The organism is Flavihumibacter rivuli, assembly GCF_018595685.2.
In the GTDB taxonomy this organism is placed as follows: Bacteria; Bacteroidota; Bacteroidia; order Chitinophagales; family Chitinophagaceae; genus Flavihumibacter; species Flavihumibacter rivuli.
Genome location: NZ_CP092334.1, coordinates 2,760,451 through 2,782,785, shown reverse-complemented (window position 1 = coordinate 2,782,785; position 22,335 = coordinate 2,760,451). Strand labels below are relative to the sequence as shown.

Sequence of the window (22,335 nt, the reverse complement as noted above, 5' to 3'; positions counted from 1 at the left end):
ATATGAAAAAGATATTAAATGTTATTCTTTGTGGGTTGACAGTTTTTGCTATGTCATCCTGTAATAAAGAACTCGAGGAAACACCCTATTCTTTCATTTCCCCGGAGAATGTATTTAGCAATGAAGACGGGTTAAAGCGCGCTACATTGGGGGCCTATGCCAATTTCTCTGAGTACCCCTGGTACAATACCCTCATGACTTTCTATTATTCAGAATGCGGTTATAGGTATTCCTCATTTGGTCAGCGGGGAACAGGTTTTGCAGCAGGCTATAATAATTTCAATATTAACAATAATGACTTCTTGTTTGGAACACAGTGGTCTGAGTACTTCAAAGGTATAGCAAGGGCTAACCTGGTCATTGATAATGCTTCAAGGGCTGTAAGTGATCAGGCAGTAGCCAACAGGTATATTGCTGAGGCAAGGTTATTAAGGGCATTTGCCTATTTTACCCTTACCAGGTGGTATGGCGACCTTCCGATCCTGGACAAATCTGTTACTTCACTCGGCCAGGAAGATTTGATATTTGGTGAAAGAAAGCCAGTAGAAGAAGTATACAAGCTTATTGAATCCGACCTGAAATTTGCGGAATCAAACCTCCCCGACCAGTGGGATTCCCCATCAGATAAGGGACGCTTCAATGCAGGTGTGGCGAAGGCGCTATTGGGTAAAGTTTACCTGACCATGGCAGGTAAACCCCTTAGCAAGCCGGAGAACTTTGAGAAAGCGGTTGCCAAATTGAAGGAAGTTGTTGGTACAGCTAATGAGCAGAAGTACGGGTTTCAATTGTTGGATGATTTTACCAGTGTGTTTTCTCTTGCCAATGAAAGAAATCCTGAACTGCTGATCTCTTTTGGCCAGATTGCTGCCCCGGTTAATAACCTTGAGGCCAGTATCTTCCCGTTTTTCCTGGGACCCGATGGTTTCCCTGGCCCAGCCCAGACTGCTTTTGGCTTTACCCAATCATTTTATGACCTTTTCGAGGAGAAGGATGTAAGAAGGGATTTTACTGCAGTGTACAGGTATAAGCACTATGCTACCGGTGATAGTATTGTATATGATCCCACTATTCCGGGCTATTGGAACAAGACCCAGAACCGGATTGAATCAGTTCCCCGTTCAGGTATCGCTTTTGGAAAGTTTGGAAGGGAGCCCTACAACCAGCTGCCCTGGGCATATGGTGCTGATGTTATCCATATGAGGTTCTCCGATGCCTTGCTTTGCCTGGCTGAGGCATTGAATGAGACTGGTCAAAGTGGTGAAGCCTTACAACATCTGAACAGGGTTCGCACTCGTGCCGGTGCCACAATACTCAATATTACCGACCAGGTGCAATTGAGGGCCGCTATCAGGAAGGAAAGATTGTTGGAGTTGGCGGGTGAGTTCACCACTATTCCTGATATCAGGAGGTGGGGTACCCTTCAGGAAGAGATCGCTGCCATGTCACCCAACCAGATCGAGAATAAGGACCTTAGTCCCTATAGCCCTAAACTGGAATTGTATCCGATTCCCCAGCGGGAAATTGATGCCAACCCTAACATGAGGCAGAACCCTGGTTATTGATTTCTTCAGCAATTAAACAAAACGTGCCCGCAGCAATGCGGGCATATTTCTTTCCTGAATACTGTAATCGCGATGAATAATATCCTTTCGTTACATATTTTACTACTGTGTATTTGTTTATTCCCTGTCTGTAGCTGTTTAGGGCAGAAGTCCGTCAATACAGAAAGAATTTACCAGCAATTTAAAGCGGTACCGGAAGAGGCCAGGTTAAGTGTTTATTGGTATTGGTTGAATGATAATATTGATCCGGAGGAGGTCAGGAAAGATATTGAGTCAATGGCACAAGCAGGGATCGGTCGGGCTTTCATTGGAAATATCGGCCTTAGTGAGGATGAAGTGCGTTCTAACGGGAATGCCCCCCTGTTTAGTGAAAAATGGTGGAAAGTTGTCAGGTCTGCTTTCCATGCAGCCAGGAAGAACAATGTTGAATTGGGGCTATTCAATTCACCAGGCTGGAGTCAGTCGGGTGGTCCTTGGATCAGCCCCGGTGAAAGTATGCGTTATGTTGCCAATGTCAACAGGGTTGTTGAAGGAGGAGTAAGAAGGACTATCAACCTTAGCCATCCTTATGCTTATTTTGAAGATATAGCTTTACTGGCGATACCCTTAAAACGGAGTTCAACCCCTATACCAAACATTGCTTCATCAGGAAGGGACCGCAATAGCCAGTTCGGCGTTCTGTTGGATAATGATACCAGTAGTTTTTTCCAGTTCGCAGATAGTTTATCGGTATTGGATTTTAGTTGGGATGAAAGAACTACCATCAGGAGCCTGAGATTGGTACCCCATTATAGTAAGTTCAGATGTGAAGTAAGGGTAAAACTATTGCAGGGAAATGAATGGGCAACCATTCGCTCCTTCAAGGTAGACCACAACAATAAGATGTTGGCGGTAGGGTTCATTCCCAATGCCCCAGTTACGATTGAAATTCCTGAAGTAGCTGTTCATAAACTAAAAGTTGAGGTCTTAGCCATTTCCGGACAGCCCTCTTTTTCCGAATTGTATCTATCCGCGGAACCAGTCGTGGAACAGTATATGGAGAAACAACTTGCCCGTATGTTCCCGGAACCCCTTCCTTTATGGAACGAGTACCAATGGCCTAAACAAAATGAACAGGGTACTGAATTTTACATACCGGAAAATCGGGTCATCAACATCAGCCATTTACTGAAGGATGATGGAAGCTTGGAATGGGATGTTCCCCAAGGCAGCTGGAAGATCATTCGTTATGGGATGACCACTACTGGGGTGACCAATAGTCCTGCAACACCTGAGGGTCGGGGACTGGAATTGGATAAGATCAACAGCGCATATACAGTCCATCATTTTGATGCATTTGTGGGAAGGATACTGGATAGTATACCAGTTGAGGATAGGGTGGCATTGAAATGGGTGGTTGCGGATAGTTATGAAACGGGCTCACAGAACTGGACCAGTGGCATGGCTGAAGATTTCAGGCGTCTCTATGGATATGAACCCTTTCCATGGTTGCCGGTTTTATCCGGTCATATCATTGGGTCAGCAGACCAGTCCAATCGGTTCCTATGGGATCTCAGGCGATTGATTGCTGATAGGGTGGCTTACGAATATGTTGGTGGCCTGAGAAAGGTATGCCACCAGCACGGTTTGAAACTATGGCTGGAGAATTATGGCCATTGGGGCTTTCCTGCCGAATTCCTTCAGTATGGTGGGCAGGCTGATGAAGTTGGCGGCGAATTCTGGAATGAAGGTGACCTGGGCAGTATTGAGTGCAGGGCTGCGGCATCTGCAGCGCATATTTACGGGAAGACCAGGGTAGCAGCTGAATCCTTCACCTCGGCATTTCAACCATTCGCCCGTTATCCCGGCATGTTGAAGAAGCGGGCAGACTGGTCCTTTACAGAAGGGATCAACCATACTCTATTGCATGTATACATCACCCAACCAGACAGTATCCAAAAGCCTGGGATGAATGCATGGTTTGGAACGGAGTTCAGCCGTAACAACACCTGGTTCAGGGACGGAAAGGTGTTTTTCGATTACCTCCGGAGATGCAATTACCTTTTACAACAAGGCCTTCCGGTAATTGATGCTGCGTATTATATCGGCGAGGATGTGCCAAAAATGACAGGCATACGAGAGCCTTCCCTTCCACATGGACATCAATTTGATTACATCAATGCTGAAGTAATTCTCAATAGGTTGACAGTAAAGGATGGTCGAATAGTATTACCAGATGGAATGAGTTATAGTGTATTGGTGCTTCCGCCTTCCTCAAGCATGCGTCCTGAGGTACTTGAAAAATTAATTCAACTGGTAAAAGATGGGGCTACTATTGTAGGTACCCCTCCAATGCTTTCCCCGAGCCTTGAAGGCTATCCTGCTGCCGATGGACAATTGGATAAATTGAAGTTCTCACTATGGGGCGGTTCCAAGGTTAATGGAATGATGGTGAAGAAGGTAGGCAAGGGGGAGGTTCATTCCAACCTCAGTCTTGAACAGGTGTTTATGAGAAAAGGTCTCAGGCCTGACATCATCTACGATTCAACCCTTCCCATTCTTTATTATCACAGGCGGGTGGGTGATATGGAGATCTACTTCCTGGCCAACCAGGAGAACAAGCCGGTAGTGTTCAATCCGGTTTTCCGGGTTAGGAACAAGAGACCGGAATGGTGGGATGCGACAAGCGGGACAAAGCGCAGCCTGCCTGACTTCATGGAAGATATCAATGGAATAAAAGTTCCGCTTAAACTGGCCCCCTATCAAAGTTGCTTTATTGTATTTACCGACAGAAAGACAGAAAGCAAACTGGCATCGGTCAATTTCCCTTCTTTGGATGTAGAGATGAATCTGACCGGGCCGTGGAGCGTTAGGTTCTCTCCTTTTTTACCGGGTAAGGACCGCGAGCTTGAACTTCCTGGTTTGTCCAGCTGGCATGAACTAGGGGATTCCAGCCTGCATAATTTTTCCGGTTCAGCTGTCTATTCAAAACAGTTCACCTTACAAAAGCAGGCAGACAAAAGCTATACCCTGGATATCGGCAGTGCGGCTATTATGGCTACAATAGAGGTCAATGGAAAACCAGCAGGTGCACTTTGGACCTCACCATGGCAATTGGATATCACTGGAAAATTGCAAAACGGGAACAATGAGATCAGGGTGAAGGTGGTGAATACCTGGGTCAACAGTTTGATCGGTGATGCAAAACGACCTATTCCGCAGCGCAGGACTGCTGCTAACTACAACCCTTATTCGGCTGCTGATCCTTATCAGCCATCCGGTCTTTTGGGACCGGTCAGGATCTTGTCAACGTTAGGGAATAATTAATTAACCGGCTAAAATGAAATGCTTTTATTTATGCCCTTATTGGGGTTCTGAAAACCTTTCCCTGGAAGCCTTCCTGGAAAAAGTGAAGGCTTCAGGATTTGATGGTATTGAAACATGGTTACCGGTCAGCAGGCAGGAGCAGCAAAGGCTAAAGACCTTATTGCAGCAGTATGAGCTGTTGATTGTTTGTCATCAATACCAGGCTGCTGGCAACACCCTTCCACAATGGCTGGATTCCTTTCAATACCAACTTGAATGTTGTGCCGAAATGGAACCCTTATTGATCAATTCGCATACTGGAAAGGATTACCTGATGCTCCAGGAACAATTACAGTTTATTGACAGGGCAGCCGTTTTTTCCGAGGCCAATGATATAACAGTGGCTCATGAAACCCACCGGGGGAACCTGTGCTACAGTCCTTATAATTATGCTGACCTACTTCGGGCAAGGAATGGATTTCCCATCACGGCTGATTTTTCGCATTGGACATGTGTTACCGAGAGCATGCTGAAGATGCAACACCCAATATTGGAAACAGCCATCAGGAATGCCGTTCATATCCATGCAAGGGTCGGCCATGAAGAAGGTCCGCAGGTTCCTGATCCGCGTGTCCCGACCTGGCGCCCCTATCTTGAAAGGTTTGTGGAATGGTGGACAATGATCTATGATCATAGAAGAAGAAGCGGGTCTCCCTTCCTGACCATTACCACGGAATTTGGTCCTCCACCCTATATGTGGACCAGTATCGTTGATGGACAACCGCTGGCTTCCCAATGGGAGTTGAACCAGTTTATGAAGGACTATTTAAACCATCACTTTAAAACCAGGACTGTATGAAGTTGAAGAATTCATTATTGATGCTGGCTTGTTATTGGGGCTTTTCGGCGGCTGCGCAAAAGGCCATTAGTCCTTCAGCCCACACAGGGATGGATGGAGTGAGAAGAAAGTTATTGATGCCCGGCGAAGTAAAGGATTGGCAACCTGAAAAATTTGTTGGCATATTCTATTGGACATGGCATACAGCCCATGCCCATCATCCACCCTATGTTCCTTCAGTGCTGTTGAAAGACCACCCTGAAGCCATCTGGGATTATAAACATAAAGTTTGGCCCACAACCAACAGCCCTTTTTTCTGGGGTGAACCTTTGTTCGGGTTTTACCGGGATACGGATGAATGGGTGCTCCGTAAGCATGCTGAACTGCTAGCGGAAGCAGCCGTGGATGTTATCATCTTTGATTGTACCAACGGAAACTTCACCTGGAAGGAATCGTATACCCGACTTTGCGAAGTATATAGCCAGATGCGCAGCGAGGGAAATGTGACACCCCGGATTGCCTTCATGCTTCCTTTCGGGAATACTGTTGGCGGTAGGGAAATACTGCAGGAGTTGTTCACGGACTTGTACAGGCCGGGGAAATACCAGGACCTGTGGTTCAGGTGGAAGGGGAAACCGCTTATCATGGGAATGCCTGAATTTACCAACGGTAATAAAGACATGCTTGAGTTTTTCACCTTTCGACCGGGACAGCCTGTTTATAACAAGGGTCCTGAAAGGAAGGATCATTGGGGTTGGTTGGAGATCTTTCCGCAACATGGATTTCGAAAGGGCCCGGACAATAGGTTTGAGCAGGTAACCGTAGGAGTGGCGCAGAATTGGTCTGAAGAGAAGGGACTGACTGCCATGAATGCCGCGGGGGCTTTCGGCCGTAGCTATACCCATACAAAAGGACATGCCAAGGATTCCGGTGCCGTATTGTTTGGATTGAACTTCCAGGAACAATGGGACAGGGCTCTGGAACTAGATCCGGAGTTTGTGTTTATTACAGGATGGAATGAATGGATTGCCGGTCGTTTTGAGGAATGGCAGGGACAGACCAATGCCTTCCCGGATCAGTTCAACCAGGAGTTCAGCAGGGATATAGAACCAATGAAGGGAGGGCATGGCGATAACTATTATTACCAAATGGTGAATAATATCAGGAAGTTTAAAGGCATGAAGCAGGACCAGGCAAAAGCTGGTAAAAAAGAATATACTGCCTATAGCAATAACAACATGGTCCGTCATGCTGAGGGCTGGAAGGATAAAATTTACATAGATAGCACTGGCAGGAATGATATCATACGGTTACAGATAGCCGAAAAGAATGCTGTGATCAATTTTTCTGCTAGTACCCGACTACCACTAACCAGGCCAGATAGCAACTGGATGATGGTTTTTATCGATGCAGATAATGATTCCCGGACGGGTTGGAATGGCTATGACCTCCTGGTCGCAGATTACAGTCGTACAGGCAATGTCATGCTGCATCGTTTCAAGCAGCATGCATGGGAGCCTGTACAACTGATTCCTGCAAACATTCAATCGGGTAAGGTAACAGTAAGTGTTCCAAGGTCTTTTTTCCCTTCATCACCTGTTCTTGAATTTTCATTCAAATGGATGGACAATATGCAGGACCTATTGAACATCTGGGATTTCTATTTGCATGGTGACGCTGCGCCAATAGGAAGGTTCAACTACCATTACCGTGCAAACAGGTAAATTGTTAGTCAACTGTTTTTATGGTTACCGGTCCATATAATCCTGATGGGATAAGCGGATCGGTCTTTTTATAGTATTTCCAGACTGCGAACGTATAACGCCTGGACGGACGTGGCTTACTTACCAATATCCATTGCGGCCATTGTGCATCCTTTACGCCATCATCAGTCAACTGTTCATCGCCAATTAACCTGTTTGGCCAGGTGTTCACTACTTCGATCAATAACTCATTGCCGCTCTCTTTGATGTGGTTGGTAATATCCAGGGTGTAGGGTTTGGTCCACAAGATGCCCAGGTCCTTACCATTCAGGGTTACCCTGGCCAAATGCTGGAAATCACCAAGGTCGAGGATCAGCTTTTTCCCTTTACCTGCAGCTGGATCAGCCATATCAAAGGTTTTGGAATAGAAAGCTGTGCCGGAGTAATACTTAATACCGGGATCAGGATGGAGACTCCAATCAGTAAGGTCGGGGAAGGTAACCTTGCCAGGTCCACCCCATTTGGGATCGAAACTTACAGTCCAGTCACCCTGTAAGGTCTGGATGATGGAAGCGGACCTGAAATTTTGTCCCTTATTGCCTGCAGCCTGTTGCGTCTTGTTGAAGACGATAAAATAACTCTCGTAAGGTTCTAATGATAAGGGTATGGAAGTCCCCCCGTTGACACGGGTGAAGCTATTCAGCGGATGCGATTGGGCAGTTACAGGATGCCAGATTTCCGGCGTTCCTTCTGTTGCCGAGAAAAGCACATCAGTCTTAATGGACTGGTTGGTGGTGTTGGAAACAAAATACAGGTCCCATTCCGGTGCCTTACGATAGATATAACGCAAGGGAGCTCCTGTCGCAAAAGATTCCTTTTGTTGGAGTGAACGTAACAGTTCCGCTGTTGCGTTGTAGGAAGGATAAAGGCTTGAGTCTGCCGCTTTACCATAATCCCCACCCCAGAATAGTTTTCCTTTACCATAGGATGCGCTTGTCCGATTGGCTGAAACAGCATGTGGTCCCCATATCTTGTTGACGAGGTTCTTCAGGATTTTCTCCTGGCTTTTCCAGTCACTGAGGCCCGGTACTGTAGCAGGAGGTTTGCCCATCACAATCGCGCCGTCACGCACCAGTTCTTCCACTTTCTTCAACAGGGTAACCGACATATATCCGGCATCCGGAAGTACCAGTATACTGTAACTGTTGCCACCGGGGAATACGATCCTGCCGTCCTTTACAGTTGCACCGTAGAGTTGGCTGGGGGCACAACCATCGAAATTGAATCCTTTCCTGTCGGGCATTATGGCCGTTCCCTGCAAAGCGGAGAAGGGTGGTGTAAATACATGTGGCGCACCTTCCGGAGTGAGGTAAAGGATATCCGCCACCGGAATTCCTTGTTGCAGGAGGTATTGAGAACGGGCTATATATTCATGGTAGGGCCTGGAAAGATGCCACCAGGTCTGGTTCCTGTCCCAGTGCACACCATGGGGGCCAAAAGACATGGCCGGTTTAAGGCTGTCGTCCAGGTGTTGATGCTGGAAGGTATGGTAGAAGAACCTGTTGATACCAGCCGCAAATGCCCAGTCACCCTGGTTTTTGATTGATCCCGGATGATCTTTCCAGCCATCCAGGTAAGAGGTGAATGCCTCTGCCTGGACTGTTGCAATACCATTAACATGGCCGATGGAAGTCGCTTCAATCACACTAAAGGAGCTGTTGAATGGCCATTCCCTGTTCCAGAATTCACCCATGGGAATATCGCCAACCTTTCCCAGTTCCAGGTCAGCAGTTGGATTCATATCATAGAATTCTACGGAGAAATCGAGCTTATTCCTTTTGCCCCATCGCTTAAGATGCTGGGCATGATTTTCAATGACCAATTCCTGTGCTGTTAGCCTGAGGTCCCAGAGAAACCTTTCGCTGTTATCAAAATTATCTACCACCCACCCTGCATAAACAGGGAAATAGGGAAGGGGATCATATCCCCTTCTCTTTTGGAATTCCTGCCTGAAGCTTTCTGACCAGTTCTGCGCGCCCATCTCCCAACTATCCATATGGATACGCTTAAGGCCGCCGGCTTTGTTGGGATTGATCGGCCCGATGGCATTGATCAGTTTGCCGACAAAGTTTGCCATATGGTCATTCAGTGCTGTAGTATCGAACTTACTGCTTTCCAAACCTAATCCCGGATCCGGGGCAGGTCGGGTGATGGCCCCATTATTCCTGGAACCCAATCGCATGATGAGCCAATTTCCCGCTGGTGCAGTCCACTCCAGCGTACCATCGGGTTGCATGTTAGCAGTAATGTCTACTATCTTTCTTTTATCGACTACGGCTCCTGCCGGCCAATTGATATCACCGGATATTCTCGGAAGGTGGGCTTTTACCCCAACCATGGAAGTATAGGGAGACCGGTAGTACAATGCCAGACTATCGATCTCAGGAATTCTTTTCTCCACCTGGGGTAAAGGGAATGCCAATACTTTAACGTCTTTATAATATTCCTTCCATTGTTTCTTCACTTCAGTTGAAAGGTTTTCTTCACCAAAATAGGGTCGCTTGGGTTCGGGAACGGATAGCTTTTCCCTGATCTTTTTCCCCCCTGTCACTTTCTTCTCGCTTGAAACCAGGTGAAGCATGGATTCTTCTGCCTTAACCCATGGTCCGCCACTTCCGGTCCAGCCCGGACCCACACCAAGGGTAACATCTATGCCTAACCGCTCACATTCACGGATGGCATAAGTGAAATTTCCGATCCATGATTCGCTCATGAAATTGATCTTTCCCTTCGGGACACCAAGGTTTACTTCAAGGAAAATGACATGGTTGATGCCAAAAGCTTTCATTGACTCGAGGTCTTTGGTCATGCCCTCCCTGTTCATATTGCCATCAAGAAAATACCAGTACACACCTGGTTTGGCTTCTTCCGGCGGACTTGCAAATCCCTGCTTCAGGGTGTTAATAGATGGGGTATGGAATTGTGAAAATGAATCATGTGCAAAGAATATTGACATGAATAACAGGATGCCAAGAAAAGTCTTCATAAAATGATTTTGAGATCAGTCCAAAAGGTAGCCCCCAATTTTTCGATGGCTATCCTGCCCTATCCTGAAACAGGAAAGAAGCCGGTCTTTGTGACCTGAAGGTAATGGATATGACACTTCCCCAATTTGTATGGATTATATGGCTTCCAAGGAAACGGATTTCATTAGGATGTTATTGGGTAGATACGCTTTATATGAAGCTGGTAAGATGGATGACCGGTGCTATTATCTATATAGATAGGTACTTATAATAAGGAGTTGCTGAATCATTTTTGATTCAGCGGGATCCATATCCGGTATGAACTGCAGTAGTTGGCATAGGCGAATACAAACGACTTCAATAGTCAGGTAGCAAGATCATTGCCGAGATAAGGGTATCTGGTGGTTAACCAAATGTTTATGTGTCACCACCCAACAGTTCAGGACAGTTCCAGGCAGTTAGTAATATACTTTTATAATGAGTGGCAGAATTATTAAATTCAGTATTGAAGCGATTATCCAGGAGTATTTCATTAAGTGGCCATTGAAAGAAGTTGTACAGGTATTCCATGAAATCTTTTTCATTAACCGCTCCATCAAAGGATTGCAAATGATCGATATAAAACAAATCATGTTCTATGTTAGGTAAAACGGAACAATTCAATCATGTAAGTTATTTGTGGGATGAACAAAAGGCTGCAGGGATGGCTGGTGATGAGGTTGCCCTTCTTGTATATAGATCCAATCTATTGGGTGCTGACCTTCGTTTAACGAATTATGGTGGTGGTAATACTTCCTGTAAAGTAATGGCAAAAGATCCCCTGACTGGTAAGGAAACTGAAGTGATGTGGGTAAAGGGATCTGGTGGTGACCTCGGGACAATGAAAAGAAACGGATTGGCTGCCTTATATGTAGATCGCCTGCGCAACCTGGAACGGATATATAGGGGAATCGATCACGAAGATGAAATGGTTGAGTTGTTCAATCATTGCATTTTCGACCTTCAGTCCAAGGCGCCATCCATTGATACCCCCCTTCATGGTTTCCTTCCATTCAAACATATTGATCACCTGCATCCCGATGCCGCTATTGCTATTGCTGCCGCAAAGGATGGAAGGAAAATTACGGAGGAGTTGTTCGAAGGAAAGATTGGTTGGGTTGATTGGCAAAGGCCAGGGTTTGACCTTGGCCTGAAGTTGAGGGAGTGCCTGGAGGACAATCCGGGTATCAGGGGTATCATGCTAGGGTCCCATGGCTTGTTTACCTGGGGTGATACCGCCTATGAGTGTTACATCAATACGTTGGAGGTCATTGAAAAGTGTTCGGTTTATATAGCAAGCAGCAGTCAAACCGCAGTGTTCGGCGGAACCAGGATCGCACCTGTTCAAAAGGAAGCCCGATTGAAGCAGGCAGCGAACCTGGCTCCCCTATTGCGGGGATTATGTTCTTCCCGAACAAATATGGTAGGACATTTTACGGATGACCAGAGGGTGCTGGATTTTATCAATTCCAATGACCTGACGCGCCTTGCGCCCATGGGAACCAGTTGTCCAGACCATTTCCTCCGAACCAAGATATCGCCCCTTGTACTCGATCTAAACCCTTCTGAAGACCTGTCAGATAAGGAAAGTATCAAGTCCCGCCTGATCCCCCAGTTTGAACAATACAGGCAAATGTACAGGGACTATTATGCGCAATGCAAACATCCCAATAGTCCAGCTATCCGGGATGAGAACCCGGTAGTTATCCTTTATCCCGGAATCGGGATGTTCACTTTTGCCAAGGATAAGCAGACAGCCCGGGTGGCTTCCGAGTTCTACATTAATGCCATCAATGTGATGAGGGGTGCTGAAGCTATTTCTTCCTACACTTCCTTACCCAGGCAAGAGGCCTTCAATATTGAATACTGGCTTTTGGAAGAAGCCAAATTGCAGAGGATGCCCAAACCCAAGGCATTGAGTGGAAAGATTGCCCTGATCACCGGCAGTGCGGGTGGGATAGGAAAAGCCATTGCAAAGAAGCTGGCTGACGAAGGAGCCTGTGTCGTTATTAACGACAATGATCAAGAAAGGCTTAAAGGTGCCAATAATGAGTTTTTATCGCTATATGGAAAGGATGTATTTATAGCTGCCCATCTGGATGTGACAGATGTTTCAAGTATTGAGAGGACTATTGATGCCACTTGCCTTGCATTTGGCGGGTTAGATATCATTGTAAATTCTGCTGGTTTGTCCATCTCTAAACCATTGGAAGAACATACTATAAAGGATTGGGACCTCATGTATGATGTTTTGGTAAAGGGACAGTTCCTGGTAACCCAATACGGCGTAGAAGTTATGCGCAAGCAAAGCAGGGGAGGGGATATCCTGAATATTGTCAGTAAGAATGCCCTGGTCAGCGGACCCAATAATGCAGCTTATGGTTCTGCAAAAGCCGCTCAATTGCACCTGAGTCGTTTAAATGCCGCTGAGTTAGGTAAGGATAAGATCAGGGTCAATGTAGTCAATCCAGATGCCGTTATTTCGGATAGTAAGATATGGAGCGGCGCCTGGGCAGAAGGAAGGGCAAAGGCCTATGGAATAAGTGTAGAAGAATTGCCCGCCTATTATGCAAAAAGAACATTGCTGAATGAGATCATCAATCCGGATGATATCGCCAACGCCTGTTACGTTTTTGTCAGCGGGATGCTCAATAAGTCAACAGGAAATGTTTTGAATGTTGACGGAGGGGTAGCGATGGCTTTCGTAAGGTAAAAATGATACTTGCTATATACTATGAGGATAGAACAATCAACCATTCAAGACCATAATCACTCCTTACTGCAAGGGCATAAGGATCGGTTTGAATATGTAGCGGCCGATATAAATAAGCTGGAGGCCATTATTGGAAAGCTCATGGAATTCCAGGTAGCCATCCCAAGCTGGGCCTTAGGTACCGGTGGCACAAGGTTTGGACGATTCTCCGGTGGTGGTGAACCTGGCAGCCTTTCCGAGAAGATAGAGGATGTGGGATTATTACATGCCTTGAATCGCAGTAGCGGAGCTATTTCCCTGCATATTCCATGGGATATACCCGATGATATTCTTGCCATAAAATCCCTGGCTGCCGAACATGGATTGCGATTTGATGCCGTGAACTCCAACACTTTCCAGGATCAACCCGGCCAATCGCTTAGTTATAAGTTCGGCTCCCTGCAGCATGTAGATAAGGCTGTCAGGAAGCAGGCTATAGACCATAATATAGAAGTGATCAGGCATGGAGTGAACCTTGGTTCACAATCCCTGACTGTATGGCTGGCAGATGGATCTTGTTTCCCTGGCCAGTTGAATTTCCGTAAGGCATTCCAGAATACCCTGGAGAGCTTACAGGAAATATACCAGGCATTACCTTCCAATTGGAAAATGTTTGTTGAGTACAAGGCCTTTGAACCCAATTTTTATTCCACTACGGTTGGGGATTGGGGCCAGTCCTATCTCTTTGCCTCCAAATTGGGGGAAAAGGCCTACACACTGGTTGACCTGGGTCATCACCTGCCGAATGCCAATATTGAGCAGATCGTTTCCCTCCTGCTCATGGAAGGGAAGTTAGGTGGATTCCATTTCAACGATAGCAAGTATGGTGACGATGACCTCACAGTGGGAAGTATTAAACCATATCAATTGTTCTTAATTTTCAAGGAACTGGTTGAAGGAATGGATGCCCGTGGCATGAATCACGCTACTGACCTTGGCTGGATGATCGATGCCAGCCATAATGTGAAAGATCCGCTGGAAGACCTGTTGCAGTCTGTAGAGGCCATTCAGTTAGCTTATGCGCAGGCATTACTGCTGGATCAGGAGCAGCTGGCTGAGGCCCAGGGCTCCAATGATGTTGTTTGGGCACAAGAGTTATTGCAAGGGGCATTCAGGACGGATGTAAGAAGTTTAGTTGCTGAGGCCCGCCTCAGGGCTGGAGGGGCAATTGCACCTTTGAAACTATACCGTGACCTAAAAGTAAGGTCAACACTTATCCATGAGAGGGGAACAGGAAGAACTGCCACAGGATTATAAACATCTTCAACAAACGATATGCGCAGGTTGCCGGTAATAGCTGTATTTGATATCGGGAAGACCAATAAAAAGTTATTGCTTTTTGACGACCATTACAACCTGGTTGATGAATCTTCTGTGAAGTTCCCGGAAATAGCTGATGAAAATGATTTTCCCTGTGACAACCTGGACCAGATCAGGCAAATGGTCTTCCATTGGCTGAGGGGCCTTGTACGGCACAATGAATGGGAGCTGAAGGCCGTTAACTTCTCCACATATGGGGCTAGCCTGGTTTACATTGATAAGGACGGTATTCCATTAACCCCTTTGTATAATTACCTTAAACCTTTTCCGGCCTATCTTAGGAAGAAATTCTACGATCAGTATGGCGATGAATCATCGTTTTCGCTGGCCACTGCATCGCCCGTATTGGGAAGCCTGAATGCTGGATTACAGCTTTATCGACTGAAGCATGAGCAACCAGCATTGCTTGCCTCAACCATGTATGCCCTGCATCTTCCCCAATATTTCAGTTATCTGCTGACCCACCAGGCTTTTAGCGAAGTAACAAGTATCGGCTGTCATACCGGTATGTGGGATTTTACAGGGAATACTTATCATAGATGGTTAAGGGATGAGTCCCTTATGGAGAAATTAGCACCTATTGCTCCTTCAAGCCATACTATCCTTTCCTCATTTGCCGGTGAGTTTTTTGAAGTTGGAATTGGCCTTCATGATAGCTCTGCTGCCCTTATTCCTTACCTGGTAAGTTTCCGGGAACCCTTTGCGTTGGTCTCAACCGGCACCTGGTGTATTACCCTGAATCCCTATAATACTGCACCCCTCACTGATGACGAGTTGAAATCAGACTGCTTATCTTATATCAGTTACCAGGGAACACCCGTTAAGGCATCCCGATTGTTTAGCGGGAATGAACATGATGTCCAAGTTAAAAGGATTGCTGCCCATTTTATGCAGGACCCTGAGAAGTACCGATCATTGATCTATGACCACCGGGTCATGCATGCCCTGAGGGAGAAAGCTGACCTATTAAGGCCTGTCAGCTATCATGAGGGTGTGTTGAAGGAGTCCCTGTTCAAAAACAGGGAACTGGACAACTTTGATTCTGACGAGGAAGCCTATTACCAGTTGGTTCAGGATCTCGTACAAATACAGGTGGTGGCTACTAAACTGGTCACCGATGGAACTCCGGTGAGAAGGATTTTTGTGGATGGAGGGTTCAGCAAGAACCAGGTCTATATGAATATGCTTTCCAATGCTATGCCTGATATGGAATTGTATGCTGCTTCCATGCCACAGGCTACTGCATTGGGTGCAGCATTGGCCATTCATTCTTCCTGGAATACCCATCCCCTCCCTAATGATATGATCGAGTTAAAGTATTTCGCCCCGTCTGATAATCCTATCGATCAGTTCCATACATAACAACATTATTGTAGAAATTAAGAAAAGGTGCACCCATTGATGCAAGAATCTGAATTGACGATAAATGAACACTATCAAACGCAACAATAAATAATCATGGTAAAGGCTGCTGTTAAGAAGTACAGGATTTTGGCTCTATTGTTAATCGCGCTGCTATTGGTCAAGGCAGTTGGCATAGCCCAGCCACGGATCAATACTGCCTGGTGCGAAGGAAAGGTATCACCCGTTGGTGTAGCTGCTGACCGTCCTAAATTTAGTTGGGAAATATCCTCCCCGGTTTTCAATACAAGTCAAACGGCCTATGAGATAAGGGTCTCAAAAGATCCTTCCAGACTGGTGGCTGGCAAGAAGCTGGTCTGGAGTAGTGGAAAGGTAGAAAGCCAGCAATCCGTTCATGTTCCCTATGGAGGTCCTGCCCTTCAATCGGGAGAAACTTACTTCTGGCAGGTCAGGATCTGGGATAATCATGGTAAGCGTTCTTCCTGGAGCCCAGTTGCATCCTGGCAGATGGCCTTGCTCAGGAATGAAGATTGGAAGGCCAAATGGATAGAAGCCGGATTTGAAGAGGATACGGTGAACCGGCCGGTTCAGTATTTCCGGAAGGACTTTGCCATAAACAGGAAAATTATATCTGCTGTTCTCTTTATAACTGCCCACGGAATGTATGAGGCATTTGTCAATGGAAAGCGTGTTGGCAATGATTATTTTACTCCGGGTTGGACAAGCTATGCCCATCGGCTGCAGTACCAACAGTATGATGTCACTAAGTTTTTGCAGAATGGGGTGAACGCGATTGGCGCATCGGTGGCCAATGGATGGTATCGGGGCTATCTTGCCTGGGAGAACAATAAGAATGTGTTTGGTAACAAGCTGGGCTTACTGGCGCAAATCCAGGTGAACTATGCCGATGGAACCAGGGAATGGATCGCAACGGATGAAAGCTGGTCCTCTGGTACCGGAGCGATCAGGTATTCGGAGCTTTATCATGGGGAAACCATAGATGCCAACCAGGAACAGGCGGGATGGAACCAACCGGGTTTTCAAGGTCGCGACTGGGTAAAGGCAAGGTTAGGTAGTCATACACTTACTAATCTTGTCCCTACCTTCAATGAAGCGATACGACAACAAGAGGTTATCAAGCCCATCAAATTGATCCAAACCCCCAAAGGTGAAGTGGTCCTGGATTTCGGGCAAAACCTTGTAGGTTGGGTGCGGATAAAGGCAAATGGCCGTAAGGGTGATACGATCAAGGTCTACCATGCCGAGGTGCTTGACAGGAATGGTAATTTTTACACGACCAACCTGAGGCTTGCGAAGGCAAGAATGCAATATGTACTACAAGGCAAGGAAGAAGAGCTACTCCAACCGCATTTTACATTTTTTGGTTTCAGGTATATAAAACTCGAAGGTATTCGAGAGGCTATTGATACTTCAGATTTTGAAGCTATTGTATTGCATTCCGATATGGCCAAAACAGGAGAATTCCAATCAGGTCTGCCGCTTATTAACCAGCTTCAACACAATATCCAATGGGGGCAGAAGGGGAATTTCCTTGATGTGCCAACCGATTGCCCCCAAAGGGATGAACGTCTGGGCTGGACAGGGGATGCGCAGGTTTTCTTTCGGACAGCAGCCTTTAACAGGAATGTGTATTCGTTCTTTGCCAAGTGGATGGATGATCTGGCAGCAGACCAATTGAAAGATGGCAGTATTCCTTATGTAGTGCCCAACGCTTTGGGTACTGGCTTTGCCGGTTCAGCCGGCTGGGGTGATGCCGCTACTATAATTCCCTGGAATTTATACCAGGTTTATGGCGACAAACAATTGCTGCAAAAGCAATATCCCATGATGAAGAAATGGGTGGAGTTCATTCGATCGAAGAGTAAGGATGACCTATGGAATTCCGGGTTTCATTTTGGGGATTGGTTGTTTTACCGTCCTGATGATGACAATGACGGAAGGGCGGCATTAACCGACAAGTACCTTATTGCGCAATGTTTTTATGCCCATTCCACCCAGTTGCTGATCAATGCGGCAAATGTACTTGGTCTCAGTGAAGATGCGAGGCAGTACAGTGCTTTGCTGGAGAAGGTTAAGGCAGCTTTCAATAAAGAATATGTGACGGCTTCAGGAAGGCTTGTATCCTCTTCACAGACTGCCTATGTACTGGCCCTTGAGTTTGACATGCTTCCGGAACATTTAAGGATGCAGGCCGCTGACAGGTTGGAAGAGAATATTAAAAGTTACAGTACACATATTACCACCGGCTTTTTAGGAACACCCTATATCTGTAAGGTGCTTACCCGCTTTGGGAAAACGGACCTGGCCTATCAGTTACTGCTAAGGGAAAAATATCCTTCATGGCTTTATCCGGTTACCCAAGGTGCCACGACGATCTGGGAGAGATGGGATGGACAGAAACCGGATGGTAGTTTCCAGACAGAAAGCATGAATTCATTCAATCATTATGCCTATGGGGCAATTGGCGATTGGATGTATCGATTCTCCACGGGCATTGATACCGACCCCAATGCACCGGGGTATAAGCGGGCTATAATTGCTCCCTTCCCGGATAAGCGCCTTAAGAAAGCCAATGCCTCATTACATACTTTTTATGGGAGGATAGTGAGTAGCTGGGAGATGGATGAGAAAGGGTTCAAATGGATAGTTGAGGTTCCCTGTAATTCATCAGCAAAATTGATCATGCCTTTTGGTAAAGCAGGTAATATAATGATCAATGGGGTTAGCCTGGCTGGTTTTCCCGGTAAGCTAAGCCTGGAGGAAGTAAGTGGAAAGCCTTGTGTAGAGCTGGGATCAGGCAGCTATACCATTACCGTTTCATCTGCTGAAATGTAATTCAGGTGTATCAGTTCCTGAGCCACCATGGCTTCTGGTTCCGCTCCAACTGTCAGGGAGTCCTATTAAATGCGCCAAATTTTTTGCGAATGCCTAGTATGAAAGTTGGATTGTTTGTTCCCTGTTATATTGATCAGTTCTATCCGCAGGTCGCCATTGCAACTTTGCAGCTGTTACAAAAGTTGGGCTGCGATGTAGTTGTTCCGCTGGAACAGACTTGTTGTGGTCAGCCTTTGGCAAATAGTGGTTTCAGTAAACTGACAAAAGGGTGTGAGAAGAATTTCGTTGCCAATTTTGCCGGTGTGGACTATGTTGTTGCGCCATCCGGAAGTTGTGTGTTACACATCAAGGAGCATTTACCAGACGGGAAATCTCCCTCATTAAGTACTCATATCAGGTCAACTATCTATGAGTTGACAGAATTCCTGACCGATGTCCTTAAAGTAGAGAAGCTTGAAGCGTATTTCCCTTATAAGGTCGGGTTCCACAATAGCTGCCATGGCCAGCGGGGACTGGGCTTGAGCTCCATGACCGAGTTGAATATGCCTGGATTTTCCAAGCCGGCCATGTTGCTGGGCATGGTTGATGGTATCCAGGTACAGTTGCCTGAACGACAGGATGAGTGTTGTGGATTTGGTGGCACTTTCTGCGTCTTTGAAGAAGCTGTAAGTGTAAAGATGGGCAAGGACCGGATCAGGGAGCATCAGTCCAATGAGGTGGATGTAATTACCGGATGTGATGTCAGTTGTCTGATGCATTTGGAAGGATTGCTTAAAAGACAGGGGAGTAAGATCAGGGTGATGCATATTGCTGAGATTTTGAATTGCCAATAATGAAAAAGAAACATGCTGAGTTAGCCGAGGTTTTCAATGCTGATGAGTCAATGACTGATTGGCATGACGAAACACTCTGGTGGATAAGACAGAAACGCGACCGATCTGCCCACAACATTCCTGAATGGGAGCAGCTCAGGCAATGGGCATCTGATATCAAAGCGCATACCTTGTCCAATCTTGATTATTACCTGGAAGAATTTGAACGGAATGCCATAGCGAATGGTATCAAGGTTCATTGGGCCAGGGATGCCGCGGAGCATAATGCGATCATTGCTGGAATTATTCGGGAGAACGGTGTTTCCCGGGTGGTCAAGAGTAAGAGTATGCTCACGGAAGAATGCCATTTGAATGATCACCTGAAGGATCTCGGGATTGAGGTGGTTGATACGGACCTTGGGGAGAGGATTGTCCAACTCAGGGACGAACCGCCCAGCCATATCGTTTTACCCGCCATCCACCTGAAGAAGGAGGAGGTAAGCAAAACCTTTCACCAAAAACTGGGTACGGAGTTGGGTAACCATGACCCGGTTTACCTTACATCTGCGGCCAGGGACCATTTGCGTGAGCGATTCATTGAAGCAGAATTGGCCATAACAGGAGTCAATTTTGCCGTGGCTAATACGGGTGAGTTTGTGGTATGTACCAATGAAGGTAATGCTGATATGGGCGCACATCTGGCGAAAGTTCATATCGCTGCTATGGGTATTGAAAAGCTTATCCCTTCGCAGAAACACCTCGGGGTGTTTACCAGATTGTTGGCTAGGAGTGCAACCGGGCAGCCCATAACAGCCTATACAAGCCATTTCCGGACACCTGCCCGGGGAAGGGCAATACATATCGTGTTGGTTGATAACGGAAGGTCAAGGTTATTGGGCCAGGAAGATTTCCGGAATTCCCTGAAATGCATCCGTTGTGGGGCATGCTTTAACACCTGCCCGGTTTACCGGCGGAGTGGGGGACATAGTTACCATACCGCCATTGCAGGACCAATTGGTTCCATTCTCAGTCCAAATCTTGACCTGAAGGCAAATGCCGACCTTCCTTTTGCATCGACCTTATGCGGGTCCTGTAGCAATGTCTGTCCAGTAAAGATCAATATCCACGAACAACTGTGGAAATGGCGGCAGGTGATTGCTGATAAGAAACAATTTGGTCTTTTTAAAAGACTTTCGATGCGCGTGACGGCCACTGTCCTTTCTAGCCCGTTTGTGTATAGGATAACAGGAAGAATGGCAAGATGGGTGTTGCGAAATTGGCCGGCAATGATCAACCGGAAATCCATCAACCCATGGTACAAGCAAAGGGAAATGCCTGAAGCGCCAAAGGAAAGCTTCAGGGAATGGTATGTAAAAAATGGTCAGTTATGAAAGCCAGGTCAATTATACTGGACAAGGTGCGCAACAGTAAGCCTTCCTTCATTCCGCTTGATGATATCAAGTATAGCAGCATGGTTTGCCGGACGGACAGGAATAATTGGTGGAGCCAGTTTCGGGCTTTGGCTGAAACAGTAGGCGCCAGTGTTATCCGGTTGGATTCCCAGCATGATTTCCAGCAGTTCATCGATGAATACTGTGAAGGCCAGGCCATCGTTAATCTCTATCATCATCCTGATGCGCCAACATTAATGCCGCTGGATAATACTGACTTAGCCCTCATTCAATCTGCTGTAATGCCTGCTGCTTTTGCCGTAGCAGAAAATGGTGCCCTTTGGCTTAGCGAAAAGCAGATGGGGATCCGGGTGCTGCCATTTATATGTGAGCAACTGGTATTGGTGGTGAACGAAAGAGAGATTGTTGCCAATATGCATGAAGCCTATGAAAGGATCACAGGAGATCTTGAAGGATTTGGCGTTTTTATTGCCGGTCCTTCAAAGACGGCGGATATTGAACAATCCCTTGTCATTGGCGCCCATGGACCGAAATCCCTTACTGTGGTGATTTTGGGGAATGGCGGGTCGGATCCTGCCTGAAGATCATCTCCATCATGTCAAAGAGTTTGGGATGCTTGGTCCTGAGCAGGTCGGGTCGTTCGAAAAAGTATTCAGCGGCCACGGCAAAGAATTCCGCCTTATTGGTGGCTCCATAGGGATCGATATCTGAACGGTCGGCCAGGATATCATTGATCTTCCTGTGTACCAGGTCCAGCCATGGGATGCTGTATTGTTTGGCAAGTAATGCTTCCGGTATTCCGTCAACCGCACCGTCCGCTTTATCCAGCAGGTGCACAAACTCATGGATGGCCGTATTGTGCTTGTCGGTCTTGTTACTAAAACCTTCCCGCAGGGCTGGTTTGCTCAACAGCATCTTCCCGTTGAGGTAACCACTTCCCACCATTCCCATGAATTGCCTGTCCCTGCCTTCGGCCTGGAAGGATTCATTGAAGTGGTCATCGTAAATGATCACATCGGTAAGGTTGCGGTATTCCCAGTCAGGAAAGCCGAAAATAGGGATCACGGCACTGGCTGCCACCAACACCCTGTCGGTAGTATCGATCTCGGTTCCCACCCCTTCTATACGGGTATGGCGGAGGAAACTGATGACAGATGCCCTGAAGCGTTCCTGTTCAGCTGTGCTAAGGGAACGGTAATAGGTCACCTCCCCTTCGAGGATGCCTTCCAGGTTTTCCGGGATGGGCGTATCCCTTTGTTGCTGTTCCTTCTGGCTGCGCCAGTGGAAGACAGCAATAATGACCACTGCAAAGAATACCAATCCAAACATATCCCAATATACTGTTTCTGCGGGATGCCGGGTATTCCC

The 22,335-nt window shown here is 46.7% G+C and carries 14 protein-coding genes; 12 read left to right on the top strand and 2 right to left on the bottom strand.

Features of this window, described 5'->3' with window-relative positions; all coding sequences use genetic code 11:
• Positions 1–2: 2 nt before the first annotated feature.
• From KJS94_RS11880 to KJS94_RS11865, 4 genes are all read left to right on the top strand, one after another.
• The gene (locus tag KJS94_RS11880) at positions 3–1,562 is read left to right on the top strand and encodes a RagB/SusD family nutrient uptake outer membrane protein (protein ID WP_214448881.1); all 1,560 of its coding nucleotides are present in this window, start codon (positions 3–5) and stop codon (positions 1,560–1,562) included.
• 72 nt (positions 1,563–1,634) lie between these two features.
• Positions 1,635–4,868 (top strand): glycosyl hydrolase, encoded by a 3,234-nt coding sequence (locus tag KJS94_RS11875; RefSeq protein WP_256449989.1) that lies wholly within the window; start codon positions 1,635–1,637, stop codon positions 4,866–4,868.
• A gap of 13 nt (positions 4,869–4,881) precedes the next feature.
• Positions 4,882–5,706: a sugar phosphate isomerase/epimerase family protein gene (locus KJS94_RS11870; RefSeq protein ID WP_214448879.1), complete on the top strand. Its 825-nt coding sequence runs from the start codon at positions 4,882–4,884 to the stop codon at positions 5,704–5,706.
• A complete protein-coding gene (locus tag KJS94_RS11865; protein WP_214448878.1) occupies positions 5,703–7,409 on the top strand; it encodes a glycoside hydrolase family 71/99 protein in 1,707 nt (568 codons plus the stop codon). The genes KJS94_RS11870 and KJS94_RS11865 overlap by 4 nt, the downstream gene beginning before the upstream one ends.
• Before the next feature lie 4 nt (positions 7,410–7,413).
• On the opposite strand, the gene KJS94_RS11860 is transcribed toward KJS94_RS11865, so the two are convergent.
• Entirely contained in the window at positions 7,414–10,434 is a 3,021-nt protein-coding gene (locus tag KJS94_RS11860; protein WP_214448877.1) for a glycosyl hydrolase, read from the bottom strand.
• Positions 10,435–10,891: 457 nt separating this feature from the next.
• Here KJS94_RS11860 and KJS94_RS11855 point away from each other — a divergent pair, with 457 nt between their 5' ends.
• From KJS94_RS11855 to KJS94_RS11820, 8 genes are all read left to right on the top strand, one after another.
• Complete coding sequence (locus KJS94_RS11855) at positions 10,892–11,062, top strand: hypothetical protein (protein ID WP_214448876.1); 171 nt, start codon at positions 10,892–10,894, stop codon at positions 11,060–11,062.
• Positions 11,052–13,166: a bifunctional aldolase/short-chain dehydrogenase gene (locus KJS94_RS11850; protein ID WP_214448875.1), complete on the top strand. Its 2,115-nt coding sequence runs from the start codon at positions 11,052–11,054 to the stop codon at positions 13,164–13,166. The genes KJS94_RS11855 and KJS94_RS11850 overlap by 11 nt, the downstream gene beginning before the upstream one ends.
• Before the next feature lie 21 nt (positions 13,167–13,187).
• Positions 13,188–14,462: a sugar isomerase gene (locus tag KJS94_RS11845; protein WP_214448874.1), complete on the top strand. Its 1,275-nt coding sequence runs from the start codon at positions 13,188–13,190 to the stop codon at positions 14,460–14,462.
• An 18-nt stretch (positions 14,463–14,480) separates the two neighbouring features.
• A complete protein-coding gene (locus KJS94_RS11840; RefSeq protein WP_214448873.1) occupies positions 14,481–15,887 on the top strand; it encodes an FGGY-family carbohydrate kinase in 1,407 nt (468 codons plus the stop codon).
• A 96-nt stretch (positions 15,888–15,983) separates the two neighbouring features.
• Positions 15,984–18,743 (top strand): alpha-L-rhamnosidase, encoded by a 2,760-nt coding sequence (locus KJS94_RS11835; protein ID WP_214448872.1) that lies wholly within the window; start codon positions 15,984–15,986, stop codon positions 18,741–18,743.
• Positions 18,744–18,832: 89 nt separating this feature from the next.
• Positions 18,833–19,576, top strand: coding sequence for a (Fe-S)-binding protein (locus KJS94_RS11830; RefSeq protein ID WP_239804151.1), 744 nt, complete (start codon positions 18,833–18,835; stop codon positions 19,574–19,576).
• Positions 19,576–20,946: a lactate utilization protein B gene (locus KJS94_RS11825; protein WP_214448871.1), complete on the top strand. Its 1,371-nt coding sequence runs from the start codon at positions 19,576–19,578 to the stop codon at positions 20,944–20,946. The genes KJS94_RS11830 and KJS94_RS11825 overlap by 1 nt, the downstream gene beginning before the upstream one ends.
• Positions 20,943–21,548, top strand: a complete 606-nt coding sequence (locus tag KJS94_RS11820) for a LutC/YkgG family protein (RefSeq protein ID WP_214448870.1) — start codon at positions 20,943–20,945, stop codon at positions 21,546–21,548. Before KJS94_RS11825 ends, KJS94_RS11820 begins: the two co-directional genes overlap by 4 nt.
• On the opposite strand, the gene KJS94_RS11815 is transcribed toward KJS94_RS11820, so the two are convergent.
• Positions 21,505–22,296, bottom strand: a complete 792-nt coding sequence (locus tag KJS94_RS11815) for a M90 family metallopeptidase (protein ID WP_214448869.1) — start codon at positions 22,294–22,296, stop codon at positions 21,505–21,507. The genes KJS94_RS11820 and KJS94_RS11815 overlap by 44 nt on opposite strands.
• Between the last annotated feature and the right edge of the window lie 39 nt (positions 22,297–22,335).